Here is a 20,211-nt window from a genome sequence, read left to right as displayed (position 1 = left end):
ATGTAGTATGATTTATAGATGCGACAAAACCAATTCAAGTAATTGATGTTTATTAAGTGTAAAATCACTGGCAATCCAAGATTTCTTTAATTTATCTATCACTGTGCCAATAGCTTTACCATGAATATTTATTTTCTGTAAGTCATGCCCATTTATTGGAAATATTGGTCGGGGTTTAGATTGGTATGCATCTAGAAATTTATTTGCTATATCTCTATTTAATTTACCTAATGATACTAGAGTAATGATATATTGCAGATAATCATCAGGATAATTAGCCGTTTCCCACCAAATTTCTCGTAATGTAAATTCGTTGATTTCTTTATTAACAAATCTAAGTATAGTAATGATTTTGAGGGCGATGTGCCGAGAAAATTTTAAATTTAATAAATCACTTAGTGGTAAGTTCTTTATGTGGTAAAATAAAAGTGAATACCTAGTGTAAGGCTCTAAAGAACCGAAATTAATTGCTTCCATCAAAGATTTTTTATCAAATTTACTAACTGGTAATATTATTTGCAATATGCCATTATCAAACATTTGCTGCAAAATATTAGGACTATTATCTGAGATAATCAACTTGTCCATCTCCCATTTTATCCGTTCTTTTGATAATAATTTAAGATTTTCTCGCAATTTAATACAGGCATCTAGCCCATTACGATCTAACTGTCTTGCATAATAACAGGAAAAACGGAAGAATCGTAAAATACGTAAAAAATCTTCTTCAATTCGTTCAAATGGCTGTCCGATAAATATTACCTTAGATTCTCGTAAATCATCTATTCCACCAAAATAATCATAAATTTTATGCTCAAATGGACAATAGCTTAGTGCATTAATAGTAAAATCTCTTCTAGTAGCATCCTCCATAAAATCATCAGTAAAAATAACTTCTGTGTGCCGACCATCACATTTTATATCTTTTCTAAGTGTAGTAATCTCAAATTTCTCATTATTTAATAAAGCCGTAACTGTGCCATATTTTATACCAGTTGGGATAACATTAATATTGGCTGTTGATAAAATATCTGTTACTTGCTCTGGTAATAAATTGGTTGCTATATCAATGTCGTAGTTAACAACACCAAGAATAGCATCCCGAACAGCTCCGCCGACAATCCTTGCTACTCCGCCACCTAATTTAATTATTGACAAAATTTCTTTGTAATAGCGTGATTGGATAGATAATTCTTTTTTTACAATGTACATTATAAAAACACCTTATTTTATGTCATTAGACTTGCTGCATAAATCAAAGATAGTTGAGGGATTTTTAGGAGAAACGAAGCCGGCTACCTTCGCGTACACAGACGTACGTGAGGAGCGGAGGCGAGTTTCGACGACAAAATCACCAACTAGATTGACTTATGCAGTAAGTCTATTATTTACAAGTATATTCTTGATTTCATTCAGTGTTAGCTTTTGTTTCTTTAATCGTTGAATTTCTATACATTGTTCAATCATTTCAGATGAGTAAAGCTGATAGCGTGATTTAGTAACATCGGCAATTTCAAGCAAGCCTTCCCTAGTCCAAAAACGAATTGTTGACACAGTTTCACTGACAGCTTTTGCAAGCTTACCAATTCTTAATAATTTCTCTGATAATACTACATCTGAAGAGTTTACAGAGTTTGCTGCTTTAAGATAAATATCAAGAGAACGATTGACTGCATTAAATATAATCTTTTCATAGGCTTCTTTTGAACCACCAAGTTGTGCAGTTTCTAGAGATGTTACATAAGGTAACCTCTCTTGTAGTCTAATAATAGCCGGTGGATAGCCTGCCATTATTAGAATTAAATTCATCAATAATCGTGCAGTTCGATCATTCCCGTCTGAGAAAGGATGGATAGTTATTAGTCGATAATGTGCTTCTCCTGCAAGATGCATATCTTTAGATGAGTTTAGCCATACAATGAAATCTGCCATCAAGTTTGGTACTTTTACTGGATTTGGCATTATTACCCTTGAACCTGAAATACGTACTGCTACTTGCCTATAATATCCAGCATTATGATCATCGATACCCTTTAGGATGAGAGCATGAATTGATAAAATATCGTTCTCAGTAATTTCACAAATTTTCTTTTGCTGTATTTCATGGATTAAGTCCAAAGCTTGTGCATGATTTTTTGCCTCAAGATGTTCTACTAACGATTTTCCACCAACTGTTAAGCCTTTTTCAATTACCACAGCAGTTTCCAAACGCGAGAGAGTATTACCCTCAATAGCATTACTGGTATAAGTCAACTCTACCTTAAACCACTGCTCTAAGTTTCTAACCAACTTTGGAGTTAATGGTCTGATTCTATCCAGTTGCTTTTTTTTGTTGTCTAGTAGGTCATATTTCATATAGTAAAATATAAAGTATCACTTAATGCTTTTCAACAATTATTTTATTATCTATATTTAATAATTAATTCCGTACTAAACTATTAGCAAATGCAGCCGGATCAAACGGTTTTAGATCGTCTACCTTCTCCCCTACCCCTAAAAAACATACTGGTAAGGCGAATTTTTGTACGACTCCTACCACTACACCAGCTTTTGCCGTACCGTCTAATTTAGTGACTATCAGACTTGTTATGTTAGCAATAGCGGCAAATTGTTCAACTTGGTTATATACATTCTGTCCAGTGGTCGCATCAATTACTAATATACTATGGTGAGGAGCTGTATCATCAATCTTCTTAATAACCCTAACAATTTTGGCAAGTTCTTCCATTAAATTCTTCTTGTTATGCAACCTTCCAGCTGTATCAATAAATAATACATCAACATCATTTTTTATTGAAGACTGCATAGCAAGATAAGCAACACTAGCAGGCTCAGCTGATTCTTCACCAGTAATAAACATTGAACCACTTTTATCAGCCCAACTAGATAATTGACTAACAGCAGCAGCCCTAAATGTATCACAAGCAGCAATTGCTACTTTTTTCCCCTGTCTACGATAAATGCTGGATAGCTTGCCTATTGTCGTAGTTTTTCCTGCACCATTAACACCGCAAACTAGGATAACATTAAGCTTTTGATCATACAATTCAAAAGGCTTGCTAGTTTTTACCAATAATTGCCCGATAATGTCAGCTAGCTGTTCTTTGATTACCAAACCACTTACTTCTTTATCAAATTTGATAGCTCTTAGTTTATCAACCAGCTCTATTGCCACAGAGGCTGTGATATCTGCAGATATTAACAACTCCTCTAATTCATTTAAAGTTTGCTCATCTAGTTTTTTTTTATAAAATATCTGGTCAATGCCCGAAGATATTTTATTTGAACTATTAACTAATACCTGCTTTAATTTAGTAAATATAGATGTCATTTTACCGCCGCTCTTTTAAGTCGATCATTGATTGCAACGCCAATACCAACCTCTGGGATAGAGGCAACGGCAATTGCTAATCCATTTAATTCTGCATAATTATCCAATATTCTAAGACTGGCAAATAAGTTGCTAGCTGTTTCAATTAAATCACCAGTTAAACTTAAATTAAGCGAAAAATTACCCTCTAGCTTACTATCGGCAAAATTAAGCCCTACCTCATTAGCTTCTAAACTCTCTGCATTCAATCTTACTTTAACTCTTGGCGAGTAATGTTTATTCATCATCCCCGGAGCTTTAATTTGCATCAAGCTGGATGTTTTATCTAGTTTCTTACCAATTACCTTCTCTAACGCTTCCAGCGTAATAAAACCATCTCGCAAAATAGTTAAGTTATTAGTAGTACTATCTACTATGGTTGATTCTATACCATATTGACACTTACAATCATTTAAATTATCCTCTAAAATAAAAATATCTTTGTCATTTGCAAAATGTTCCTGTACATGCTGTAAAGTCGTGCTACTAATATAACCTGATGGGTTAGCACTAGGGGCTGCTATCGGAGTAGCTGACTTTCTTATTAGCTCCAAAGCAATATTATGTGACGGTATACGAAGGGCAACCGTTGTCAGTCCAGATAATACTGATTCCGCTATATTTGCCCCACTTTTTAATGGTACAACAATCGATAAAGGTCCTGGCCAAAACACCTCACTTAACTTAATGGCATCTGCATTAAATTCTCCGATAGTTTTAGCTTGGCTCATGGTTGCCACATGAACAATTAGAGGATTTATGCTTGGACGCTTTTTTATCTTAAAAATCTTCTGACAAGCTTGCTCATTACTAGCATCTGCCCCAAGCCCATATACTGTTTCTGTGGGGAATGCTACTACATTGCCAGATTTTATAAATTTGGCAGCCTGCTTTAATGTATCAGTCATAAAGCACTAAATTTTGCTAATTTATCAAATAATTGGGTAACCATTCTGAGCAACAATAAACGATTATTGGCAATGTTACGATCTTGATCTTTGACCATGACATTATCAAAAAACTCATTGACAGGTTTTAATATTTCTAGTAACAGGCTAAGAGTTTTAGTAAAATCTTTTTCTACAATATAGTGATCTATTTGTTTAGAAACGTTTTCTAATGATAAAAATAATTGTTGCTCATATTGTGAAATAAAAGCCTTTTGATCAACTTCTCCTTCTATATTACTACCTTCTAGTATATTATTTGCTCTTTTGTAAATAGTTAATAAATTTTTACCATCCACTCCAGCAAGAAACTTTTGTAAAGCACCGAGCTTTATTTCACTAATCACTAAATCTCTTTCAATATCAAAATCAAGCACCGCATTAATTAACGATATGTCATAGTGATTTTTAAAATAATATTTGGCTCGTTCTTCTAAGAACTCTAGAATTATCTGACTAGTTTTATTTAGCCCACTATCATCCCCTCCTCCCTTTACGTCTTCAAACATAGTTTGATATAAGTGAACTACATACGCAACTAATTCCTTAATATCAATATTTAATTTATTAGCTAAAATTATCCTAATAATACCTAATGCTTGCCGTCTGAGTGAGTAAGGGTCTCTTGAACCATTTGGTTCTTCTCCTATTAATATCAAACCTACTAAACTATCCAGTTTATCAGCAATCGCCAATATTGCACTATTTCCCATTGGCAAATTATCTGATGGTCCTTGTGGTTTATAATGATCTCTTATTGCCAAGGCAATCTGATCATTTAACCCTTCGGCTTTGGCGTAATAATATCCCATAATACCTTGCAGTTCAGGGAATTCTCCCACCATTTCAGTTGTTAGGTCACTTTTACAAAGTTTAGCTGCTACTTGCAAATCCTGATTTCCTGGCATTAGATAATTACAAATATCATCAATTCTCTCTGTTTTTTGTTTGATACTGCCAAGCTTTGCATGGAAAGTTATCTGCTCAAGCTTTGGCAACTTTGATTCTAAACTATTAGATAAATCCTGCTGATAAAAATATAACGCATCAGAGAGTCTAGCAGCTAGTACTTTTTCGTTACCACTTATTATAACATTTTGATCATGTCGCATATTACTAACAAAGAGAAAATAAGGGGCAAAATTACCAGCTTGGTCAAAAGTACTAAAATACTTCTGGTGGCTACGCATTGAGCTAACTAGTACTTCACTAGGTAACTGCAAAAATATCTCAGGTATTTTACCCGCCATAACAACTGGCAACTCTACTAGTCCTGTTACTTCTTCTAATAATTTCTCATCATCTTTGATAACTAGGTTAAGTGAATTGGCTATTTTTGATAGCTGACTTTTTATTATCTCCTTACGTTCTGCTTGGTCAATAATGACATTACTCTCCCGCAGCTTATTCTGGTATTGAGAAAAACTGTCTATAGTAATCGGTTCAGGACTAAGAAATCTGTGCCCAAAAGTAATATTATTTGCCGCCAAATGTCCATATTTAATGGCTAGTATTTCTCCATCAAATATACATAAAATATTCCTAAGCGGTCTAATCCAACTTATATCATAATTCCCCCAATACATAGATTTTGACCAAATATACTTACTAATTGCTTTAGGAATCATATCTTCCAATAGCACTCGTATATCGGTTTCTTTAGTATTTTTTACTATTATATAATATAATTGCCCTTGCACTAATAGCGTAGATAATTTATTTTGCTCAATATTATTTGATCGACAAAACCCTTCTACAGCCTGCTGCATTGCCGAAACTTTCGGTCCTCTTATGGTAATTTCTTTTGGCGGTATAGATTTTGGTAAATTTGTAATATGTACAGCAATTCTCCTAGATCCAACATATAGCTGAACATCAGCAACTAGCTCGCTTTCCTGCAAGATTGTCGTAAATATGGCTTTATAGCTTTCCGCTGCATTTTTCTGCATCAAAGCCGGTATCTCTTCGCTAAAAAGTTCTAATAATAACTCTCTCATATTAACTCTTCTTTATCTTCTAGTTACACGAATTTGGGATAAGAATTTGTCAATTCTCATCCCAAATTCGGTAAAATTATCGAAACAATTAGATTTGAGACGGCTCTGCATCTGATTGTTAAATTAATATTTTGCTAAAAACATGATTTTAAAAAATTAAAATACGTCAATTTGGGATAAGGATATTGTGAACATGTAGATTAAAATCAAATTTTGTTGAAGGTTTATTTTTCTTTAATGAGTAAGCAACAAGAGTAGATAATATATGGACAAAGGCATTTATTGGTGATCTATGTCTAGTATGTTCAAGGTTCATTTTATTTTTTAGATAATCAAAAACTGTTTCAATTAAGTTACGCTTTCGAAGTAAGATTTTTTCTTTCAAATCCATTAATTTATTTTCCATATTCTTCTTAATTCCATGAATCATTTTTAAGCCTCTTTCATATAAATTTAAGAACAAATTTTGCTTAATATAACCTTTATCAGCTGCTATAATTCCAGTTAATCTTTTTGTTAACTCCGGTACTGGAACCCTATCATCTACATTGCCTTTGGTCACTTTTAATGCCATAAACTCCCCTTTATTATTGATTATTACATGTAATTTAAAACCATAAAAATACCCCATAGAGGATTTACTATGTTTGGCTAATCCTTTAAAAACTTTATTGCTATAACGCCTTTTATTGTGACAAGCTTTAATCGTTGTAGAGTCAATAAACTCAATAACAACCAGCTGAAGCTGGTGGGTTGATATCTAGACTGGAAGTCGCTATTACTCTAAAGAGATATTACTAATGCCTGTGCTATCTCTCTGATCCTAATTCTTATAAGTTACCCTGCAATACTTTGTAGCGATATTTAGTGATCCAAACAACATGAAAGCGATGGTAAAATACAGTGTGGCTAGTCTTGTTATAATCTGTCATATATGATATTTTAATATACATGAAGAGCTTGCTCTTATGTATATTAAAATATCATATATTCAAGTTATAGTGAATTGAAATATTAGAACAAGGACTGAAGTCTTTCCCAGCTGAAGCTGGGGGTTTTAACCAAAAAGGTGACTATAAATACCTGTTTCCTCATCAAACAACAAATGAATCAACATATTTAGCGGTATGAATAATCGTGCCATTAATTCAACAAATCTATTATAACTCAAGGCTTTGGGAAAATCATCCTTATGCATGCACTCTATATAACTTTTATAGAAAAATTTAAAATTCTTAGCATAGGATGTATGAAACATAATTATTATTGTTAACATTTCACTTAGACTCATGCTACAACAGCGATTTCTTTGCTTATTTGATGGTAATAACTTTCTCTGTTCATACTCCAAGTTAACCACTCTGCACTGCAAGTGCAGAGCTTAATATTACGGCATGAATGCCTAATGTATGTACTAACTTAAAAGTTAGAAACTATTTGTATATGGCTCATTTAGAAAGTGTCACAACACAAAAAGAATATATCTGTGAAGTGTAAGATTTTGTTAAAAAATATCTGTATGATTCATTCTTATCTTTTCTTGATAAGATATTTAAAATTTATGTTGAAACGACGCACTGCAAGTGCGGGGTTTTTCTCCCAAAGTGGGACAATAAATTTTACAAAAATCATCTATAAAACTATATAATTCTGTGATATCTTTTTTCATGCCTGTAGTTTGTTTTTTTGTTTAAAAATATAAATACTGCAGGCACTCCTTTTTGACAATCCTTTTATCTATTACTATTTCATCTATATCTTATCCCGAACTGACGTAAAATCATGTTTTTAGCTTTAGAAAGGTTTAAAATGCATTCGCAAAACCGCTTTAAGAATGCATTTTTCCTTATATTAAAGCCAATTCGGGATAAGAATTAACTAATTCTTATCCCGAATTGAGGTTAATTCTAACCATTTATTACAGCACATTTTTGCCAAATTACGTATCCTGAGTATGTAAGATGCTCTCTCTGTTACACTAATTACCCCCCGGGCATTTAACAGATTAAAAAGATGGCTAGCTTGAATACAATAATCATAAGCTGGCAACGGTAAATCTGCAGCGATTAATTCATTACATTGTTTCTCACTATCAATAAAATACTGAGATAATATGGCTATGTCAGCTAATTCTAAATTAAATTTCGAAAATTGTTTTTCAGCGGCAAAATCTACTTCACCATAGGTTAAAGCCTTTTCTCCAACTTGACCATTCCAATCAAGATTTCTTACCTCATTGATTCCTTGTATATAAAGTGCCAGACGTTCTAAACCATAGGTAATCTCACCAGCCACTGGACGACAATCAATACCACCTATTTGTTGCATATAAGTAAATTGTGATACTTCCATACCGTTACACCATATTTCCCAACCAAGCCCAGTAGCACCGAGACTAGGAGACTCCCAATCATCTTTAACAAACCTAATATCATGTTTTTGCAAATCTATACCAAGACATTCAAGACTCTTTAAATATAGCTCTTGTATATCATCAGGAGAGGGTTTTAGTATAACCTGAAATTGATAATAATGCTGCATTCTATTAGGATGCAAAGCGTATCTACTATCATGAGGACGCCGAGAAGGTTGAACGTAAGCTACAAACCAAGGTTTCTTACCAAGAGTTCTTAGTACAGTAGCAGGGTGAAAAGTACCAGCTCCAACATGAGCGTCATATGGCTGCAAAATTGCACAGCCATAATCTTGCCAGTAATTTTGCAAGGTCAAAATAATTTGTTGAAATGATAATTTTTGCATATTACGTCAATTCGGGATAAGGATATTGTGAACATGTAGATTAAAATCAAATTTTGTTGAAGGTTTATTTTTCTTTAATGAGTAAGCAACAAGAGTAGATAATATATGGACAAAGGCATTTATTGGTGATCTATGTCTAGTATGTTCAAGGTTCATTTTAGAGCCTTTCTAATTAAGTGTGTAAATTTTTCATAGGGCTTAAATTCTACCTTCAAATTTTATCAAAAAGTGAGCCATAGCTGCGTTCCAGTTTGGAATCGGCATAACCCATTTCTTGGTCATATAATCAATTGCCAAATACAAGGTCTTAAAAACGGCATTATCATTTGGAAAAACCCGTTTATTCTTAGTAACCTTACGTAATTGGCTATTGACAGATTCTACACTATTAGTTGTGTATATTACTTTCCTTATCGCCTCAGGGTATCCTAGAAAAACCATTAAATTTTCCCAATGAACATACCAAGATTTAGCAATTTGTGGATACTGTTTACTCCATTTAGCTTCAAAAGATTCTAAAGCAAGATGTGCTTCTTCCTCTGTGCTAGCAGTATATATAGGCTTTAAATCAGCCGCTAATTCTTTTCGGTCTTTATATGATACATATTTTAAACTATTTCTAATCTGATGTACAATACATAATTGATGTTCGGTTTTCGGAAAAACTGCTTCTATTGCCTCAGACATACCGGTTAAATTATCACTGCAAGCAATAAGCATGTCTTGCATACCTCTGTTCTTCATCTCAGTAAAATTACTAAGCCAAAATTTCGCTCCTTCATTTTCACTGATCCACAATCCTAAAATATCCTTCCTTCCAGATAAATCAATACCTAATGCTACATATACAGACTTATTGATAATTCGTTTATCTTGACGTACTTTTACTACTAAACAGTCAAAAAATACTATAGCATATACTCGATCCAATGGTCGGCTTTGCCATATCTTGACATCCTCAATTACATCATCAGTAATTTGACTTAACAAACTTTCGCTAACGTCAGCTCCATACAATTCTTGCATTTGAATCTTAATATCAGATAAGCTCATTCCTTTAGCGTATAATGATATTATTTTATCATCAAATCCTTCAATACGTCTTTGACGCTTCGGAATTAATGCAGGTTCAAATGTACTACTTCTATCCCTTGGAACCTCAATCTCTACAACTCCATTATTTGTTACTAGATTCTTTACATTCCTACCATTACGAACATTATCACTATCAGTATGACAATATTTATCATATCCTAAATGATTATTCATCTCTGACTGCAATGCCTTCTCTACAAGCCGTTTGGTTAATTGTTTTAATAAACCATCCTCTTTAAGTAATGTTGATATATCTGTATCATTATTTATTAATAAATCTATCGCTTGATTCATTGCTTCATTTTGTTTTTGGTGCATTATAATTTCTCCTTTTGTTATATTATATTTTTATATAACCTTTGAAAAATTTACACACTTATTTGTACAGAGCCTCATTTTATTTTTTAGATAATCAAAAACTGTTTCAATTAAGTTACGCTTTCGAAGTAAGATTTTTTCTTTCAAATCCATTAATTTATTTTCCATATTCTTCTTAATTCCATGAATCATTTTTAAGCCTCTTTCATATAAATTTAAGAACAAATTTTGCTTAATATAACCTTTATCAGCTGCTATAATTCCAGTTAATCTTTTTGTTAACTCCGGTACTGGAACCCTATCATCTACATTGCCTTTGGTCACTTTTAATGCCATAAACTCCCCTTTATTATTGATTATTACATGTAATTTAAAACCATAAAAATACCCCATAGAGGATTTACTATGTTTGGCTAATCCTTTAAAAACTTTATTGCTATAACGCCTTTTATTGTGACAAGCTTTAATCGTTGTAGAGTCAATAAAATAAATACCTGTTTCCTCACCAAACAACAAATGAATCAACATATTTAGCGGTATGAATAATCGTGCCATTAATTCAACAAATCTATTATAACTCAAGGCTTTGGGAAAATCATCCTTATGCATGCACTCTATATAACTTTTATAGAAAAATTTAAAATTCTTAGCATAGGATGTATGAAACATAATTATTATTGTTAACATTTCACTTAGACTCATGCTACAACAGCGATTTCTTTGCTTATTTGATGGTAATAACTTTCTCTGTTCATACTCCAAATAAATTTTACAAAAATCATCTATAAAACTATATAATTCTGTGATATCTTTTCTCATGCCTGTAGTTTGTTTTTTTGTTTAAAAATATAAATACTGCAGGCACTCCTTTTTGACAATCCTTTTATCTATTACTATTTCATCTATATCTTATCCTGAACTGACGTATATTGATAAATTTGTTTATTTTTTAGTCTGTCCGGCAAAACTCTATAAGTCTTATAGATAATAGGGTTTAATGGCAGAAAATAATAAAGAAATCCATAAGAAAATGTTAAAATATGCTAGTTAACCACTCTGCACTGCAAGTGCAGAGCTTAATATTACGGCATGAATGCCTCATGTATGTACTAACTTAAAAGTTAGAAACTATTTGTGTATGGCTCATTTAGAAAGTGTCACAACACAAAAAGAATATATCTGTGAAGTGTAAGATTTTGTTAAAAAATATCTTATCTTATCTTATCTTTTCTTGATAAGATATTTAAAATTTATGTTGAAACGACGCACTGCAAGTGCGGGGTTTTTCTCCCAAAGTGGGACAATAAACCTTATGGATTTCAGTCAATATGCCAATAGAAAATATTATCAAATCACAAAAACAAGGAAAACTTTTTGGTTATAAATTAAAAGAAGAATTAAACTCAAATAATAAGCTATATAAATTAAGAGAATTAATAAATTGGTCTGGTCTAGAAGAATGGTTATCAAAAAATGTTTCTATTAAGAGATTTGGTAGAAATAGAAAATGTCATAGAGTGATGCTTGGTGTAACGATGCTACAAGCAATGTATAATTTTTCAGATTCATTAGCAGAGGAAGAACTAAAAGAAAACATGTATTGGCAATATTTCTGTGGGTGGGAATATATAGAAACAGATATAGCGATGTCGGAAACTAGCATAAGAAGATTTCGTAATTTATTAGGTGAATCTGGATATAACGAGATATTAGCAGAGTTGATAAGAGTTGGAATAAGAACTAACACAATTAAAAAAAAAGATTTGGAATTGATAATTGCTGATACAACGGTACAAATTAAGAATATCAAGCACCCACATGATGTTTATTTAATGGATAAAGCTAGGCTTAGTATTGTGAAGCTTTGCCAAAGTTTGGGTATAAGTTTAAACGAAACCTACGCTAGAACCTATAAGCGAGATATAATAAAGCTCTGGAAGTATAAAGAGCATAGCAAAGCCAAGAAGCGTTGGAAAATAATGAAGCATTTAAAAACGTTACTTGGTCGTTTGGTTAGAATATGTGAGCGTGAGATAAAAAATCAGAAATTAAACTTATCTATCAGAGATCAAGAAGTATTGAAAAAAGTAAAACAAATACATAGCCAATCTGTTTTAAAAAGAGAAGAGAAAAAGCAATACAAAGAACAGAATAAAATATTGTATAGTTTTCATGCCCCTGAGGTAGAGTGTATAGGGAAGGGAAAACGAAACAAGCCATATGAGTTTGGCAATAAAGTTGCGGTAGTAGTCAGTGGTCGTAGAAATTTTGTACTGTCAGCAAAATCGTTTCATAATAATCCTTATGATGGTCATACATTGCAGCAGAGTTTTGAAGCGGTAGAAAATGTAACTGGAATAAAGATAAAAAAATCGTTTGTTGATCTTGGTTATACTGGCAGCAATGTTAAAGAGAAGAGTAAGGTATATACCCCAAAAACTCGGAAAAAGTTATTGAAAGAAGACAAGTGTATGATCAGGAGACGCAGTGCTATAGAACCAATAATAGGGCATTTGAAACAATATGGCAGGATGGGCAGAAACTTCTTGAAGGGTGTGATAGGAGATGTGATCAATCCAATAATCTCTGCTATAGGTTTGAATTTACGATGTATTGCCAATCATTTACACATCATGCCTAACTCTACATAAAAAAATTATCATTAAAAAACTTGCTAAACGATTAAAAAAAATCGTTAACAATAAGCTCATGTAAAAATTTTACTAAAACAGAAATTTTTGAGTCTGTCCTATAGTTTGTGTAAGTTGCAAAGAAAGCAGTAAGAGATTACTGTAAAAAAAGTAACTTAAGCAAGCAAGGAGGAATTATGGCTAAAAAATTAGATACAGATAAAGATACATTAGACATCAGTAATCAGCTAGTAGAAGAATTATTATCAAAAGCAGATCCATCGGAGTTATTTGGTCGAGATGGTTTATTTCAACAGCTAAAGAAGCAAATAGTTGAGAAAATATTAGCAAGTGAGTTGGATCATGAATTAGGATATTCAAAACATAGCAAGATGCCAAAAGTAGATAATAATCGTCGTAATGGTAGCTATGAGAAGACAGTAATTGATGGGGATGGTCGTAAGCTGACAGTAGAAGTACCAAGAGATCGGGAAGGAGAGTATAATCCTCAATTAATACCAAAAGGGCTGAGGAGATTTAATGGATTTGATGAGAAAGTGATATCCCTTTATGGTCGCGGTATGACAGTCAGCGAGATCCGAGGGCATTTAGAAGAAATATATCAAACTGATGTATCTGGTGACTTGATATCCACCATAACAGATGGGGTGATAGAAGAAGTAACTAGGTGGCAAAATCGTTGTTTAGATAGGGTGTATCCAATATTATACTTGGACTGTATCTATGTAAAATCTAGAGACAATCACATAGTAGTTAACCACTCTGCACTGCAAGTGCAGAGCTTAATATTACGGCATGAATGCCTCATGTATGTACTAACTTAAAAGTTAGAAACTATTTGTGTATGGCTCATTTAGAAAGTGTCACAACACAAAAAGAATATATCTGTGAAGTGTAAGATTTTGTTAAAAAATATCTGTATGATTCATTCTTATCTTTTCTTGATAAGATATTTAAAATTTATGTTGAAACGACGCACTGCAAGTGCGGGGTTTTTCTCCCAAAGTGGGACAATAAATAAAGCAGTATATTTAGCACTTGCTGTAAATATAGAAGGGAAAAAGGAGTTACTTGGCATTTGGATAGGCAAAAATGAAGGTGCTAAATTTTGGATGCAAGTAGTTACTGAGTTAAAGAATCGAGGAATTGAACAAATTTATGTTGCTTGTGTGGATGGTTTAAAGGGCTTTCCAGAAGCTATAAGCAGTGTATTCCCGAGTACTATAGTACAATTATGTATTGTACATATGGTTCGCAATTCAGTAAAGTATGTGTCATATAAAGATTTAAAAGAGGTCACATCAGATCTAAAACAAATTTATACAGCTAATAATGACGAAATGGCACGTTTAAAACTTCAGCAATTTGGTGTAAAATGGGATAAAAAATATCCGGTAATTTCTGATATTTGGCAACGTAATTGGTCTGGGATAATACCGTTTTTTGCCTTTCCTGAAGAGATCAGAAAGGTAATTTATACTACTAACACTATAGAATCTGTAAATCGTCAAATTAGAAAAATTATCAAAAATAAGGGGGTGTTTCCAGATGATAAGTCAATTCAAAAAATAATATTTTTATCCCTACAAAATGCAGCCAAAAAATGGACCATGCCTATTAAAGATTGGTCTTTAGCTTTAAATCAATTTGAAATACTTTGTGGAGATTTTAAATATGATTTATTGGAAAATAAAAAATGAACTTACACAAATTAAATGATTGACTCAAATTTTTCAATAAAATTGAAAACAATTTTTAATTTTAGTGCAAATATTAGAATTTTTTTTGTGTATACCTGCAGCAAAACTGCATAACTTTATCTAATGTTTTTGCTAGTATGAATTTTTTATACATTTGGGTTTCATACTATGCAAATACCATCAATTACTATTGAGCAAGTAGCTCAGCAATTTAAAGCCTGGCGTCAAACTAAAACTAATAAGTTTGATCCTATACCAAACCATCTAAAGGAATTAGTTTACCAATTACTCCATCATTATTCTTACCAAGAGATAGCTAAACATCTTAATATTAATAAAGCAACAATCAGTTCAATTAAAAAAGCCCATGAGCCTACCCTCAAAACTTCTCCTGTCTCAACTTCAAATCAAGCTCTACAACAAAATATTAATTTTCTCCCATTTCAACTATTAAATTCTATAGATACCGATCCTGTAGCTGCCCCCAAACAAAATCACTATACTTGTCACATTATTAAACCAAATGGTACCAAACTTATTATCCAAACACTAGAACCAAAAACCATAATTCAGACATTTTTATGCTGCAACTAACCCCGGCGTCAGTTATTTTTGTTGCCACTATTGCCATCGATTTTCGCAAGGGTATCGATGGCTTAATCGCTGTTTGTAGACAAAAACTTTCTTCTGACCCTCTTAATGGTTCCTTGTTTTTATTCTATAATAAAAACAGAACTGCCATTAAAATTTTGTCCTTTGACGGTCAAGGCTTTTGGCTATGCTCTAAACGCCTATCCAAAGGTAAATTTACCGCAAAACTTTTCCCATCTGATAATTCATCTTATCAAATTTGTTATAGAACCTTACACATTCTTATTCATAATGGTGATCCTAGTTCTGCCAAATTCTCTAATGATTGGCTTCCTGTCGTTTAAGCTGCTGTCTCGATTAATTCCGTATTATTCATATATCTTGCATAGGCAAAAGGCGTATAATTCGCAGGACGCTTCTTTGCTTTGCTACTCTGCTCTTGTAGCCAATTTAAATATTTAAAGGCATTGATCTCGTTCTCACTACAAGTCTTTACTATACTATACAGACCACTATGTATCTCAGCACTATTGATTGTTTTAAAGAATAATGAATTCTTCCTTTGTAAAATAATGGTACGCAGTGATCTCTCAGCCCAATTATTATCAAGATTGCTAACTGGGATTTTTAAAAATTGGGTCAAACCTTCTTTATTATTTATCCAATATTTCATAGCTTGTCCAAGCCTACTATTAGGCTCAACTTTCTTGTCGTTAAATAATTCGTCTATTTTGTTATATATGTTTTCTATATATTTACTGCTATGTTCCTGATGATACCCAAGTTTTTCTTCAGGACTCATCTCTTTACATTGATGTTCATTGTGGTAAATCCCTCGTGTTTGTTTGAGAAAATATCCGCATTCTTCAGGGTAATATAGTTCATTCTCTGTAAATTTTCTCTGACCATGTGACAAACAATTGATCATCACTATTATTGCCAGTAATTCTTGATCTGCTTCTGATAATACCGGGTTATTATTGTTACTTGCGTCAGTCATTAATTGGATAGAATCTGTTCTATTCTTACGATTCTTTAGTACGTTACCTATATTTTCTCCACCATGCCTATTACCGGTAAAATATAAAACTATCACCTCATTATTTGCAGTCTTAGCACATATTGTAGTAGTATAACAGCTGCGTCCTTTCTTATTTTGAGTACGTAATTTCTAAAATCCTAGCTCTAGTATCATCAAGGTTCAGTGAACTACATTCGGCAGCCATTTCCAATAATACCCCGTAAATTTCAGCTCCACCACCTTCTTGCCAAACATCTAAATATTGTTGCCAGAGCGAGCTATATGCCACAGGAACACCACTTAAACTTTGCAGCCTAGATAAACGGTAGAAAGGAGTACCATAGGTCTTTTGTAACACTATTGCACTTCTGCTACTATTTGTCCATTTGTTGATATTTTTATTGTTCATAACTATATAATCACAAGCATTACAACGTAGCGTTTTCTTTACATATCTGTTGACTGTAATTGGAGCATTACCTGTAAATTGTAGCAATTTTCTAGCTTCACTATTATATAGTTTGCCATTACAACAGTGAGGACAGCTATCACCACTACAAAAATTCTCAGGAGTTAAATAGCTGGTATTCGCATCCTTATAATCATCAAACCCATATTTACCTTGCCAATTACTACGATCTATCTTTTTGGGCTTATCGCACTCTTCTTCATTACCACCATTCCCGTTATCAGATTCACTTGGCGGTTCTTTTAATGAATCTGAACTATCTTTTTTTTGTTATCTGCCTTAAAACCAATCAGCATTTCCTTAAGCTTATTTATACTGATATTTGATGATGCTAGCTTGTCTATTAGCTCATTACAAAATTTCACAAGTTCTACTATCGTTTGCTGTTCATCTCCCGTTAATGAACTTTCCTTGACATGTTGTATTAGTTCTTCTCGTTCTTCAGCACTTAAGGTCGCTACTTTTGGTTTTTTCATTTGATTAATTATCATTATTATTAATATTTCAAATGTTATAATATAATTGGTACTTTTTCAACTAGTTTTTATTACAAAACTTACGCTATGTTATCTCAAGTATGACTAAAAACCTTGGCTGAAAGCCATTTTTTCATAGTAAAGAATTTTAATAATATCTCAGTACAAAGCCACTTATCATAAAACATAGCGTAAGTTTTGATTAATCGGTGATATTTGCATAGTAGAAACCCAAATTTATACAATAAATTCATACTAGCAAAAAAATTAGATAGTGTTACGCAGTTTTGCTGCAAGTATACAAAACTCGGAAAAAGTTATTGAAAGAAGACAAGTGTATGATCAGGAGACGCAGTGCTATAGAACCAATAATAGGGCATTTGAAACAATATGGCAGGATGGGCAGAAACTTCTTGAAGGGTGTGATAGGAGATGTGATCAATCCAATAATCTCTGCTATAGGTTTGAATTTACGATGTATTGCCAATCATTTACACATCATGCCTAACTCTACATAAAAAAATTATCATTAAAAAACTTGCTAAACGATTAAAAAAAATCGTTAACAATAAGCTCATGTAAAAATTTTACTAAAACAGAAATTTTTCAATAAAATTGAAAACAATTTTTAATTTTAGTGCAAATATTAGAATTTTTTTTGTAAAAATTTTATTCAATCATAGATTATGGGGGGCTTTAAATATTTTTGGCGGACGGACTTTTTAGACTCCGCTACCTTTGCAGGAATGACATCGTTTTTAGTTCTATAGGTATCATGACTTACGTTGGCTTTTTGATTCACGTTAGCAAAGCCTATACTGGAATAACACCGAGGTTGCTTAAGTTATACTAATTCCCGGAATTAATTTCTTTTGGTAATTTGTACAGTTGATAGAAATGGTTAAATCTTACTCCATGTTCCTACTGAACTCTGTTTATAACAGTCAATCATCGGTGTCGCAATAGTTAGTTCATTTATTGCTTTAACTATTAGACTTAAATTATCCAAACCATCATATATTATAATTATTCTTTGAAAATGTGCAACATAGTGTTTGTTATTAAGAATTTCTTGTATATCAAATGGGGCAATGATTATTAGAATCGTAGCTTGATTAGGATTCTCTAACTGATGAGTAATATAGACTGGTTGTTTTTCTGGTAATGGATCAAGCTTACTACCATGCGGAATAAACTGTTTTCTAGAATAAGTCCATATCATCTTGTTTAGTGATTCTTGGACTTCAATATCTGGAGCTAAAACGACAATTCTTAAATTGCTATGATAAGATTTTTCTACTAAAAGACAGGTTGTTTTATATAGCGATCCTTCGGTAGTATGATAAAGACTAAATTGTTGCATGATAATTCTCTTAATATTTAAAATTTATAGCTAACACGAAAAGCTTTAAGGCATAGTAATACCAATTCCTGAAATTAATTTATTCTAACCTCAGTTTGATGCAAGATGAAGGTTGAGATTGTTTAATTTTCCAAAAGCTACAGAAATTTTATTAGGTTTGAAAACATAGGCAAGTAGCCCAGCTAATACATTAGTTTGAAAATTCATAACAGATCTATGCCTTGTATGGTCTATATGAAAAAGGTTTTTCAATTGATCATTAATGGTTTCAATAATGTGCCTTTTATTTAAAAACTGCTTTTTAATAGGATCTATTATTCTTTCTTTCATATTACTTTTAATTTTTGTTATTAGTTCTAAACCTTGATTAGCAAGGGATTGAGTGAGTTTTTTACTGATATACCCACGATCACCAAAAAGCCAGCCTTGTAATTTATCTACTAAATTTTCCACCACTGCTCTATCATCGACATTTCCAGGAGTTAAAGAAAAACTCATAATCTCTCCGCAACTGTTAATGACAATATGTAGCTTACAGCCAAAGAACCACCCAGTGGAAGTCTTACCTCTTTTTGCTATGTCTTTGAATACTTTATGTCTATTAATTCTTAAATTATGGCAAGCAGGAAGTTTAGTAGAGTCGATATAATATTGACCAGTTTGTTTTCCTGTTAGGCTTTTTAGCAGTAACACCATGGGCATGAAGCTCATTGGCATTAACTGAACAAAACGACTATAGCTCACAAGTTTTGGAAATTCCTTTCTATAACTTTGGCATAGGCAGCATAAATAAAAATCTTTAAAGGTACGGTAGTGACTCAAGTGAAACATTACTATAATAGTAATAATCTCTGAGAGTCCTATACTGCAGCCCACTTTACGCTTACGGTTAGGATTTGGTAATATGAAACTGGACTGATTTTTCAAGACAAATTTTTCACTAATTTTGTTTCCCATTTTACATAATTTTTAAGCTGCATTTTGTAAGTAATCAAGATACACGTTCATCGGTTTTTTATAACCAATACTTGAATGGAATCTTTGATTGTTATATTTATCCATGTATTTATCAATACCATCTTTAAGTTCTGCGATATTTTTAAAATCATTTATAAATATACAATTATATTTTAAAGTTCTAAAAAATCTTTCAATCACAATATTATCAATGCTTCTACCCTTACCGTTCATTGAGATTTGTATATTATTCTCTTTTAGAATTCCCGTATGCTCATGTCCAGTATATTGACTACCCTGATCACTATTGAATATTTGTGGTGCAGGGTATTTATTGTCCCACTTTGGGAGAAAAACCCCGCACTTGCAGTGCGTCGTTTCAACATAAATTTTAAATATCTTATCAAGAAAAGATAAGAATGAATCATACAGATATTTTTTAACAAAATCTTACACTTCACAGATATATTCTTTTTGTGTTGTGACACTTTCTAAA

24 protein-coding genes and 2 pseudogenes are annotated in these 20,211 nt (G+C 32.4%); 8 read left to right on the top strand and 18 right to left on the bottom strand.

Annotated features, from left to right (window positions below; translation table 11 throughout):
* Nucleotides 1-12: 12 nt before the first annotated feature.
* The 7 genes from AAHN00_RS03565 to AAHN00_RS03535 all read right to left on the bottom strand — a co-directional run bounded on the left by AAHN00_RS03565 (nt 13) and on the right by AAHN00_RS03535 (nt 7,674).
* Nucleotides 13-1,212 (bottom strand): CCA tRNA nucleotidyltransferase, encoded by a 1,200-nt coding sequence (locus tag AAHN00_RS03565; protein WP_342272150.1) that lies wholly within the window; start codon nt 1,210-1,212, stop codon nt 13-15.
* A 156-nt stretch (nt 1,213-1,368) separates the two neighbouring features.
* Nucleotides 1,369-2,355: a Fic family protein gene (locus tag AAHN00_RS03560; protein WP_342272149.1), complete on the bottom strand. Its 987-nt coding sequence runs from the start codon at nt 2,353-2,355 to the stop codon at nt 1,369-1,371.
* Between the two features lie 64 nt (nt 2,356-2,419).
* Nucleotides 2,420-3,331, bottom strand: a complete 912-nt coding sequence (ftsY, locus tag AAHN00_RS03555; RefSeq protein ID WP_342272148.1) for a signal recognition particle-docking protein FtsY — start codon at nt 3,329-3,331, stop codon at nt 2,420-2,422.
* Entirely contained in the window at nt 3,328-4,278 is a 951-nt protein-coding gene (locus AAHN00_RS03550) for an L-threonylcarbamoyladenylate synthase (protein WP_342272147.1), read from the bottom strand. The genes ftsY and AAHN00_RS03550 overlap by 4 nt, the downstream gene beginning before the upstream one ends.
* Entirely contained in the window at nt 4,275-6,314 is a 2,040-nt protein-coding gene (glyS, locus tag AAHN00_RS03545) for a glycine--tRNA ligase subunit beta (RefSeq protein WP_342272146.1), read from the bottom strand. The genes AAHN00_RS03550 and glyS overlap by 4 nt, the downstream gene beginning before the upstream one ends.
* 166 nt (nt 6,315-6,480) lie before the next feature.
* Nucleotides 6,481-7,035, bottom strand: a complete 555-nt coding sequence (locus tag AAHN00_RS03540; protein ID WP_410521427.1) for an IS982 family transposase — start codon at nt 7,033-7,035, stop codon at nt 6,481-6,483.
* A 336-nt stretch (nt 7,036-7,371) separates the two neighbouring features.
* A complete protein-coding gene (locus tag AAHN00_RS03535; RefSeq protein ID WP_342272145.1) occupies nt 7,372-7,674 on the bottom strand; it encodes a transposase in 303 nt (100 codons plus the stop codon).
* Nucleotides 7,675-7,773: 99 nt separating this feature from the next.
* Between AAHN00_RS03535 and AAHN00_RS03530 the strand changes: the two genes are divergently transcribed.
* A complete protein-coding gene (locus AAHN00_RS03530; RefSeq protein ID WP_342272144.1) occupies nt 7,774-7,962 on the top strand; it encodes a hypothetical protein in 189 nt (62 codons plus the stop codon).
* 230 nt (nt 7,963-8,192) lie between these two features.
* Here the strand turns inward: AAHN00_RS03530 and AAHN00_RS03525 are convergent, their stop codons facing one another.
* Genes AAHN00_RS03525 through AAHN00_RS03510 form a run of 4 tightly spaced genes read right to left on the bottom strand, consistent with a single transcriptional unit; the run spans nt 8,193 to nt 11,306 of the window.
* A complete protein-coding gene (locus AAHN00_RS03525; RefSeq protein ID WP_342272143.1) occupies nt 8,193-9,074 on the bottom strand; it encodes a glycine--tRNA ligase subunit alpha in 882 nt (293 codons plus the stop codon).
* 6 nt (nt 9,075-9,080) lie between these two features.
* Nucleotides 9,081-9,230: a hypothetical protein gene (locus AAHN00_RS03520; protein ID WP_250310986.1), complete on the bottom strand. Its 150-nt coding sequence runs from the start codon at nt 9,228-9,230 to the stop codon at nt 9,081-9,083.
* 42 nt (nt 9,231-9,272) lie between these two features.
* On the bottom strand, nt 9,273-10,487 hold the full coding sequence (locus tag AAHN00_RS03515) for an IS256 family transposase (RefSeq protein ID WP_342271993.1): 1,215 nt from the start codon (nt 10,485-10,487) through the stop codon (nt 9,273-9,275).
* Nucleotides 10,488-10,517: 30 nt separating this feature from the next.
* Complete coding sequence (locus tag AAHN00_RS03510) at nt 10,518-11,306, bottom strand: IS982 family transposase (RefSeq protein WP_342272142.1); 789 nt, start codon at nt 11,304-11,306, stop codon at nt 10,518-10,520.
* Nucleotides 11,307-11,718: 412 nt separating this feature from the next.
* On the opposite strand from AAHN00_RS03510, the gene AAHN00_RS03505 reads away from it, so the two are divergent.
* The 6 genes and pseudogenes from AAHN00_RS03505 to tnpB all read left to right on the top strand — a co-directional run bounded on the left by AAHN00_RS03505 (nt 11,719) and on the right by tnpB (nt 15,773).
* Nucleotides 11,719-11,871 (top strand): hypothetical protein, encoded by a 153-nt coding sequence (locus AAHN00_RS03505; RefSeq protein ID WP_342272141.1) that lies wholly within the window; start codon nt 11,719-11,721, stop codon nt 11,869-11,871.
* The gene (locus AAHN00_RS03500; RefSeq protein ID WP_342271031.1) at nt 11,816-13,138 is read left to right on the top strand and encodes an IS5 family transposase; all 1,323 of its coding nucleotides are present in this window, start codon (nt 11,816-11,818) and stop codon (nt 13,136-13,138) included. The genes AAHN00_RS03505 and AAHN00_RS03500 overlap by 56 nt, the downstream gene beginning before the upstream one ends.
* 176 nt (nt 13,139-13,314) lie before the next feature.
* On the top strand, nt 13,315-13,962 hold the full coding sequence (locus tag AAHN00_RS03495; protein WP_342270936.1) for a transposase: 648 nt from the start codon (nt 13,315-13,317) through the stop codon (nt 13,960-13,962).
* 195 nt (nt 13,963-14,157) lie between these two features.
* A pseudogene (locus AAHN00_RS03490) lies at nt 14,158-14,838 on the top strand (IS256 family transposase); the annotation flags it as partial.
* Between the two features lie 168 nt (nt 14,839-15,006).
* A complete protein-coding gene (locus AAHN00_RS03485; protein WP_342271013.1) occupies nt 15,007-15,432 on the top strand; it encodes a hypothetical protein in 426 nt (141 codons plus the stop codon).
* Complete coding sequence (gene tnpB, locus AAHN00_RS03480; protein WP_341752109.1) at nt 15,420-15,773, top strand: IS66 family insertion sequence element accessory protein TnpB; 354 nt, start codon at nt 15,420-15,422, stop codon at nt 15,771-15,773. Before AAHN00_RS03485 ends, tnpB begins: the two co-directional genes overlap by 13 nt.
* Here tnpB and AAHN00_RS03475 read toward each other — a convergent pair.
* The 3 genes from AAHN00_RS03475 to AAHN00_RS03465 form a co-directional block, all read right to left on the bottom strand.
* Nucleotides 15,770-16,552, bottom strand: coding sequence for an IS66 family transposase (locus AAHN00_RS03475; protein WP_342272557.1), 783 nt, complete (start codon nt 16,550-16,552; stop codon nt 15,770-15,772). The two genes, tnpB and AAHN00_RS03475, sit on opposite strands and share 4 nt — an antisense overlap.
* A 28-nt stretch (nt 16,553-16,580) precedes the next feature.
* A complete protein-coding gene (locus AAHN00_RS03470) occupies nt 16,581-16,946 on the bottom strand; it encodes a hypothetical protein (protein ID WP_342272140.1) in 366 nt (121 codons plus the stop codon).
* Nucleotides 16,947-17,161: 215 nt separating this feature from the next.
* Nucleotides 17,162-17,395: a hypothetical protein gene (locus AAHN00_RS03465; protein WP_250310741.1), complete on the bottom strand. Its 234-nt coding sequence runs from the start codon at nt 17,393-17,395 to the stop codon at nt 17,162-17,164.
* 287 nt (nt 17,396-17,682) lie between these two features.
* Between AAHN00_RS03465 and AAHN00_RS03460 the strand changes: the two genes are divergently transcribed.
* Complete coding sequence (locus AAHN00_RS03460; protein WP_342272736.1) at nt 17,683-17,913, top strand: hypothetical protein; 231 nt, start codon at nt 17,683-17,685, stop codon at nt 17,911-17,913.
* Between the two features lie 383 nt (nt 17,914-18,296).
* Here AAHN00_RS03460 and AAHN00_RS03455 read toward each other — a convergent pair whose 3' ends face one another.
* The 4 genes and pseudogenes from AAHN00_RS03455 to AAHN00_RS03440 all read right to left on the bottom strand — a co-directional run bounded on the left by AAHN00_RS03455 (nt 18,297) and on the right by AAHN00_RS03440 (nt 20,203).
* Nucleotides 18,297-18,758, bottom strand: a complete 462-nt coding sequence (locus tag AAHN00_RS03455; protein ID WP_342272139.1) for a DNA polymerase III subunit chi — start codon at nt 18,756-18,758, stop codon at nt 18,297-18,299.
* Nucleotides 18,759-18,848: 90 nt separating this feature from the next.
* Complete coding sequence (locus AAHN00_RS03450) at nt 18,849-19,715, bottom strand: IS982 family transposase (protein ID WP_342272138.1); 867 nt, start codon at nt 19,713-19,715, stop codon at nt 18,849-18,851.
* Nucleotides 19,716-19,727: 12 nt separating this feature from the next.
* Nucleotides 19,728-20,048 (bottom strand): annotated as a pseudogene (locus AAHN00_RS03445) (transposase); the annotation flags it as partial.
* Nucleotides 19,973-20,203 (bottom strand): hypothetical protein, encoded by a 231-nt coding sequence (locus AAHN00_RS03440; protein WP_342272137.1) that lies wholly within the window; start codon nt 20,201-20,203, stop codon nt 19,973-19,975. The gene AAHN00_RS03440 and the pseudogene AAHN00_RS03445, both read right to left, overlap by 76 nt.
* Nucleotides 20,204-20,211 lie beyond the last annotated feature (8 nt).

Origin of the sequence: Candidatus Tisiphia endosymbiont of Parasteatoda lunata, from assembly GCF_964030955.1 — a bacterium.
Lineage (GTDB): Bacteria > Pseudomonadota > Alphaproteobacteria > Rickettsiales > Rickettsiaceae > Tisiphia.
This window is presented reverse-complemented; position numbering and strand designations above follow the sequence as displayed.

Bases quoted from the DNA above. Each gene is read 5' to 3' on its own strand.
- AAHN00_RS03450 (WP_342272138.1), bottom strand. From the start codon at position 19,715: ATGGGAAACAAAATTAGTGAAAAATTTGTCTTGAAAAATCAGTCCAGT.
- AAHN00_RS03520 (WP_250310986.1), bottom strand. From the start codon at position 9,230: ATGAACCTTGAACATACTAGACATAGATCACCAATAAATGCCTTTGTC.
- tnpB (WP_341752109.1), top strand. From the start codon at position 15,420: ATGCTGCAACTAACCCCGGCGTCAGTTATTTTTGTTGCCACTATTGCC.
- ftsY (WP_342272148.1), bottom strand. From the start codon at position 3,331: ATGACATCTATATTTACTAAATTAAAGCAGGTATTAGTTAATAGTTCA.
- AAHN00_RS03510 (WP_342272142.1), bottom strand. From the start codon at position 11,306: ATGAGAAAAGATATCACAGAATTATATAGTTTTATAGATGATTTTTGT.
- AAHN00_RS03485 (WP_342271013.1), top strand. From the start codon at position 15,007: ATGCAAATACCATCAATTACTATTGAGCAAGTAGCTCAGCAATTTAAA.
- AAHN00_RS03550 (WP_342272147.1), bottom strand. From the start codon at position 4,278: ATGACTGATACATTAAAGCAGGCTGCCAAATTTATAAAATCTGGCAAT.
- glyS (WP_342272146.1), bottom strand. From the start codon at position 6,314: ATGAGAGAGTTATTATTAGAACTTTTTAGCGAAGAGATACCGGCTTTG.
- AAHN00_RS03455 (WP_342272139.1), bottom strand. From the start codon at position 18,758: ATGCAACAATTTAGTCTTTATCATACTACCGAAGGATCGCTATATAAA.
- AAHN00_RS03525 (WP_342272143.1), bottom strand. From the start codon at position 9,074: ATGCAAAAATTATCATTTCAACAAATTATTTTGACCTTGCAAAATTAC.
- AAHN00_RS03515 (WP_342271993.1), bottom strand. From the start codon at position 10,487: ATGCACCAAAAACAAAATGAAGCAATGAATCAAGCGATAGATTTATTA.
- AAHN00_RS03500 (WP_342271031.1), top strand. From the start codon at position 11,816: ATGCCAATAGAAAATATTATCAAATCACAAAAACAAGGAAAACTTTTT.
- AAHN00_RS03495 (WP_342270936.1), top strand. From the start codon at position 13,315: ATGGCTAAAAAATTAGATACAGATAAAGATACATTAGACATCAGTAAT.
- AAHN00_RS03560 (WP_342272149.1), bottom strand. From the start codon at position 2,355: ATGAAATATGACCTACTAGACAACAAAAAAAAGCAACTGGATAGAATC.
- AAHN00_RS03565 (WP_342272150.1), bottom strand. From the start codon at position 1,212: ATGTACATTGTAAAAAAAGAATTATCTATCCAATCACGCTATTACAAA.
- AAHN00_RS03465 (WP_250310741.1), bottom strand. From the start codon at position 17,395: ATGAAAAAACCAAAAGTAGCGACCTTAAGTGCTGAAGAACGAGAAGAA.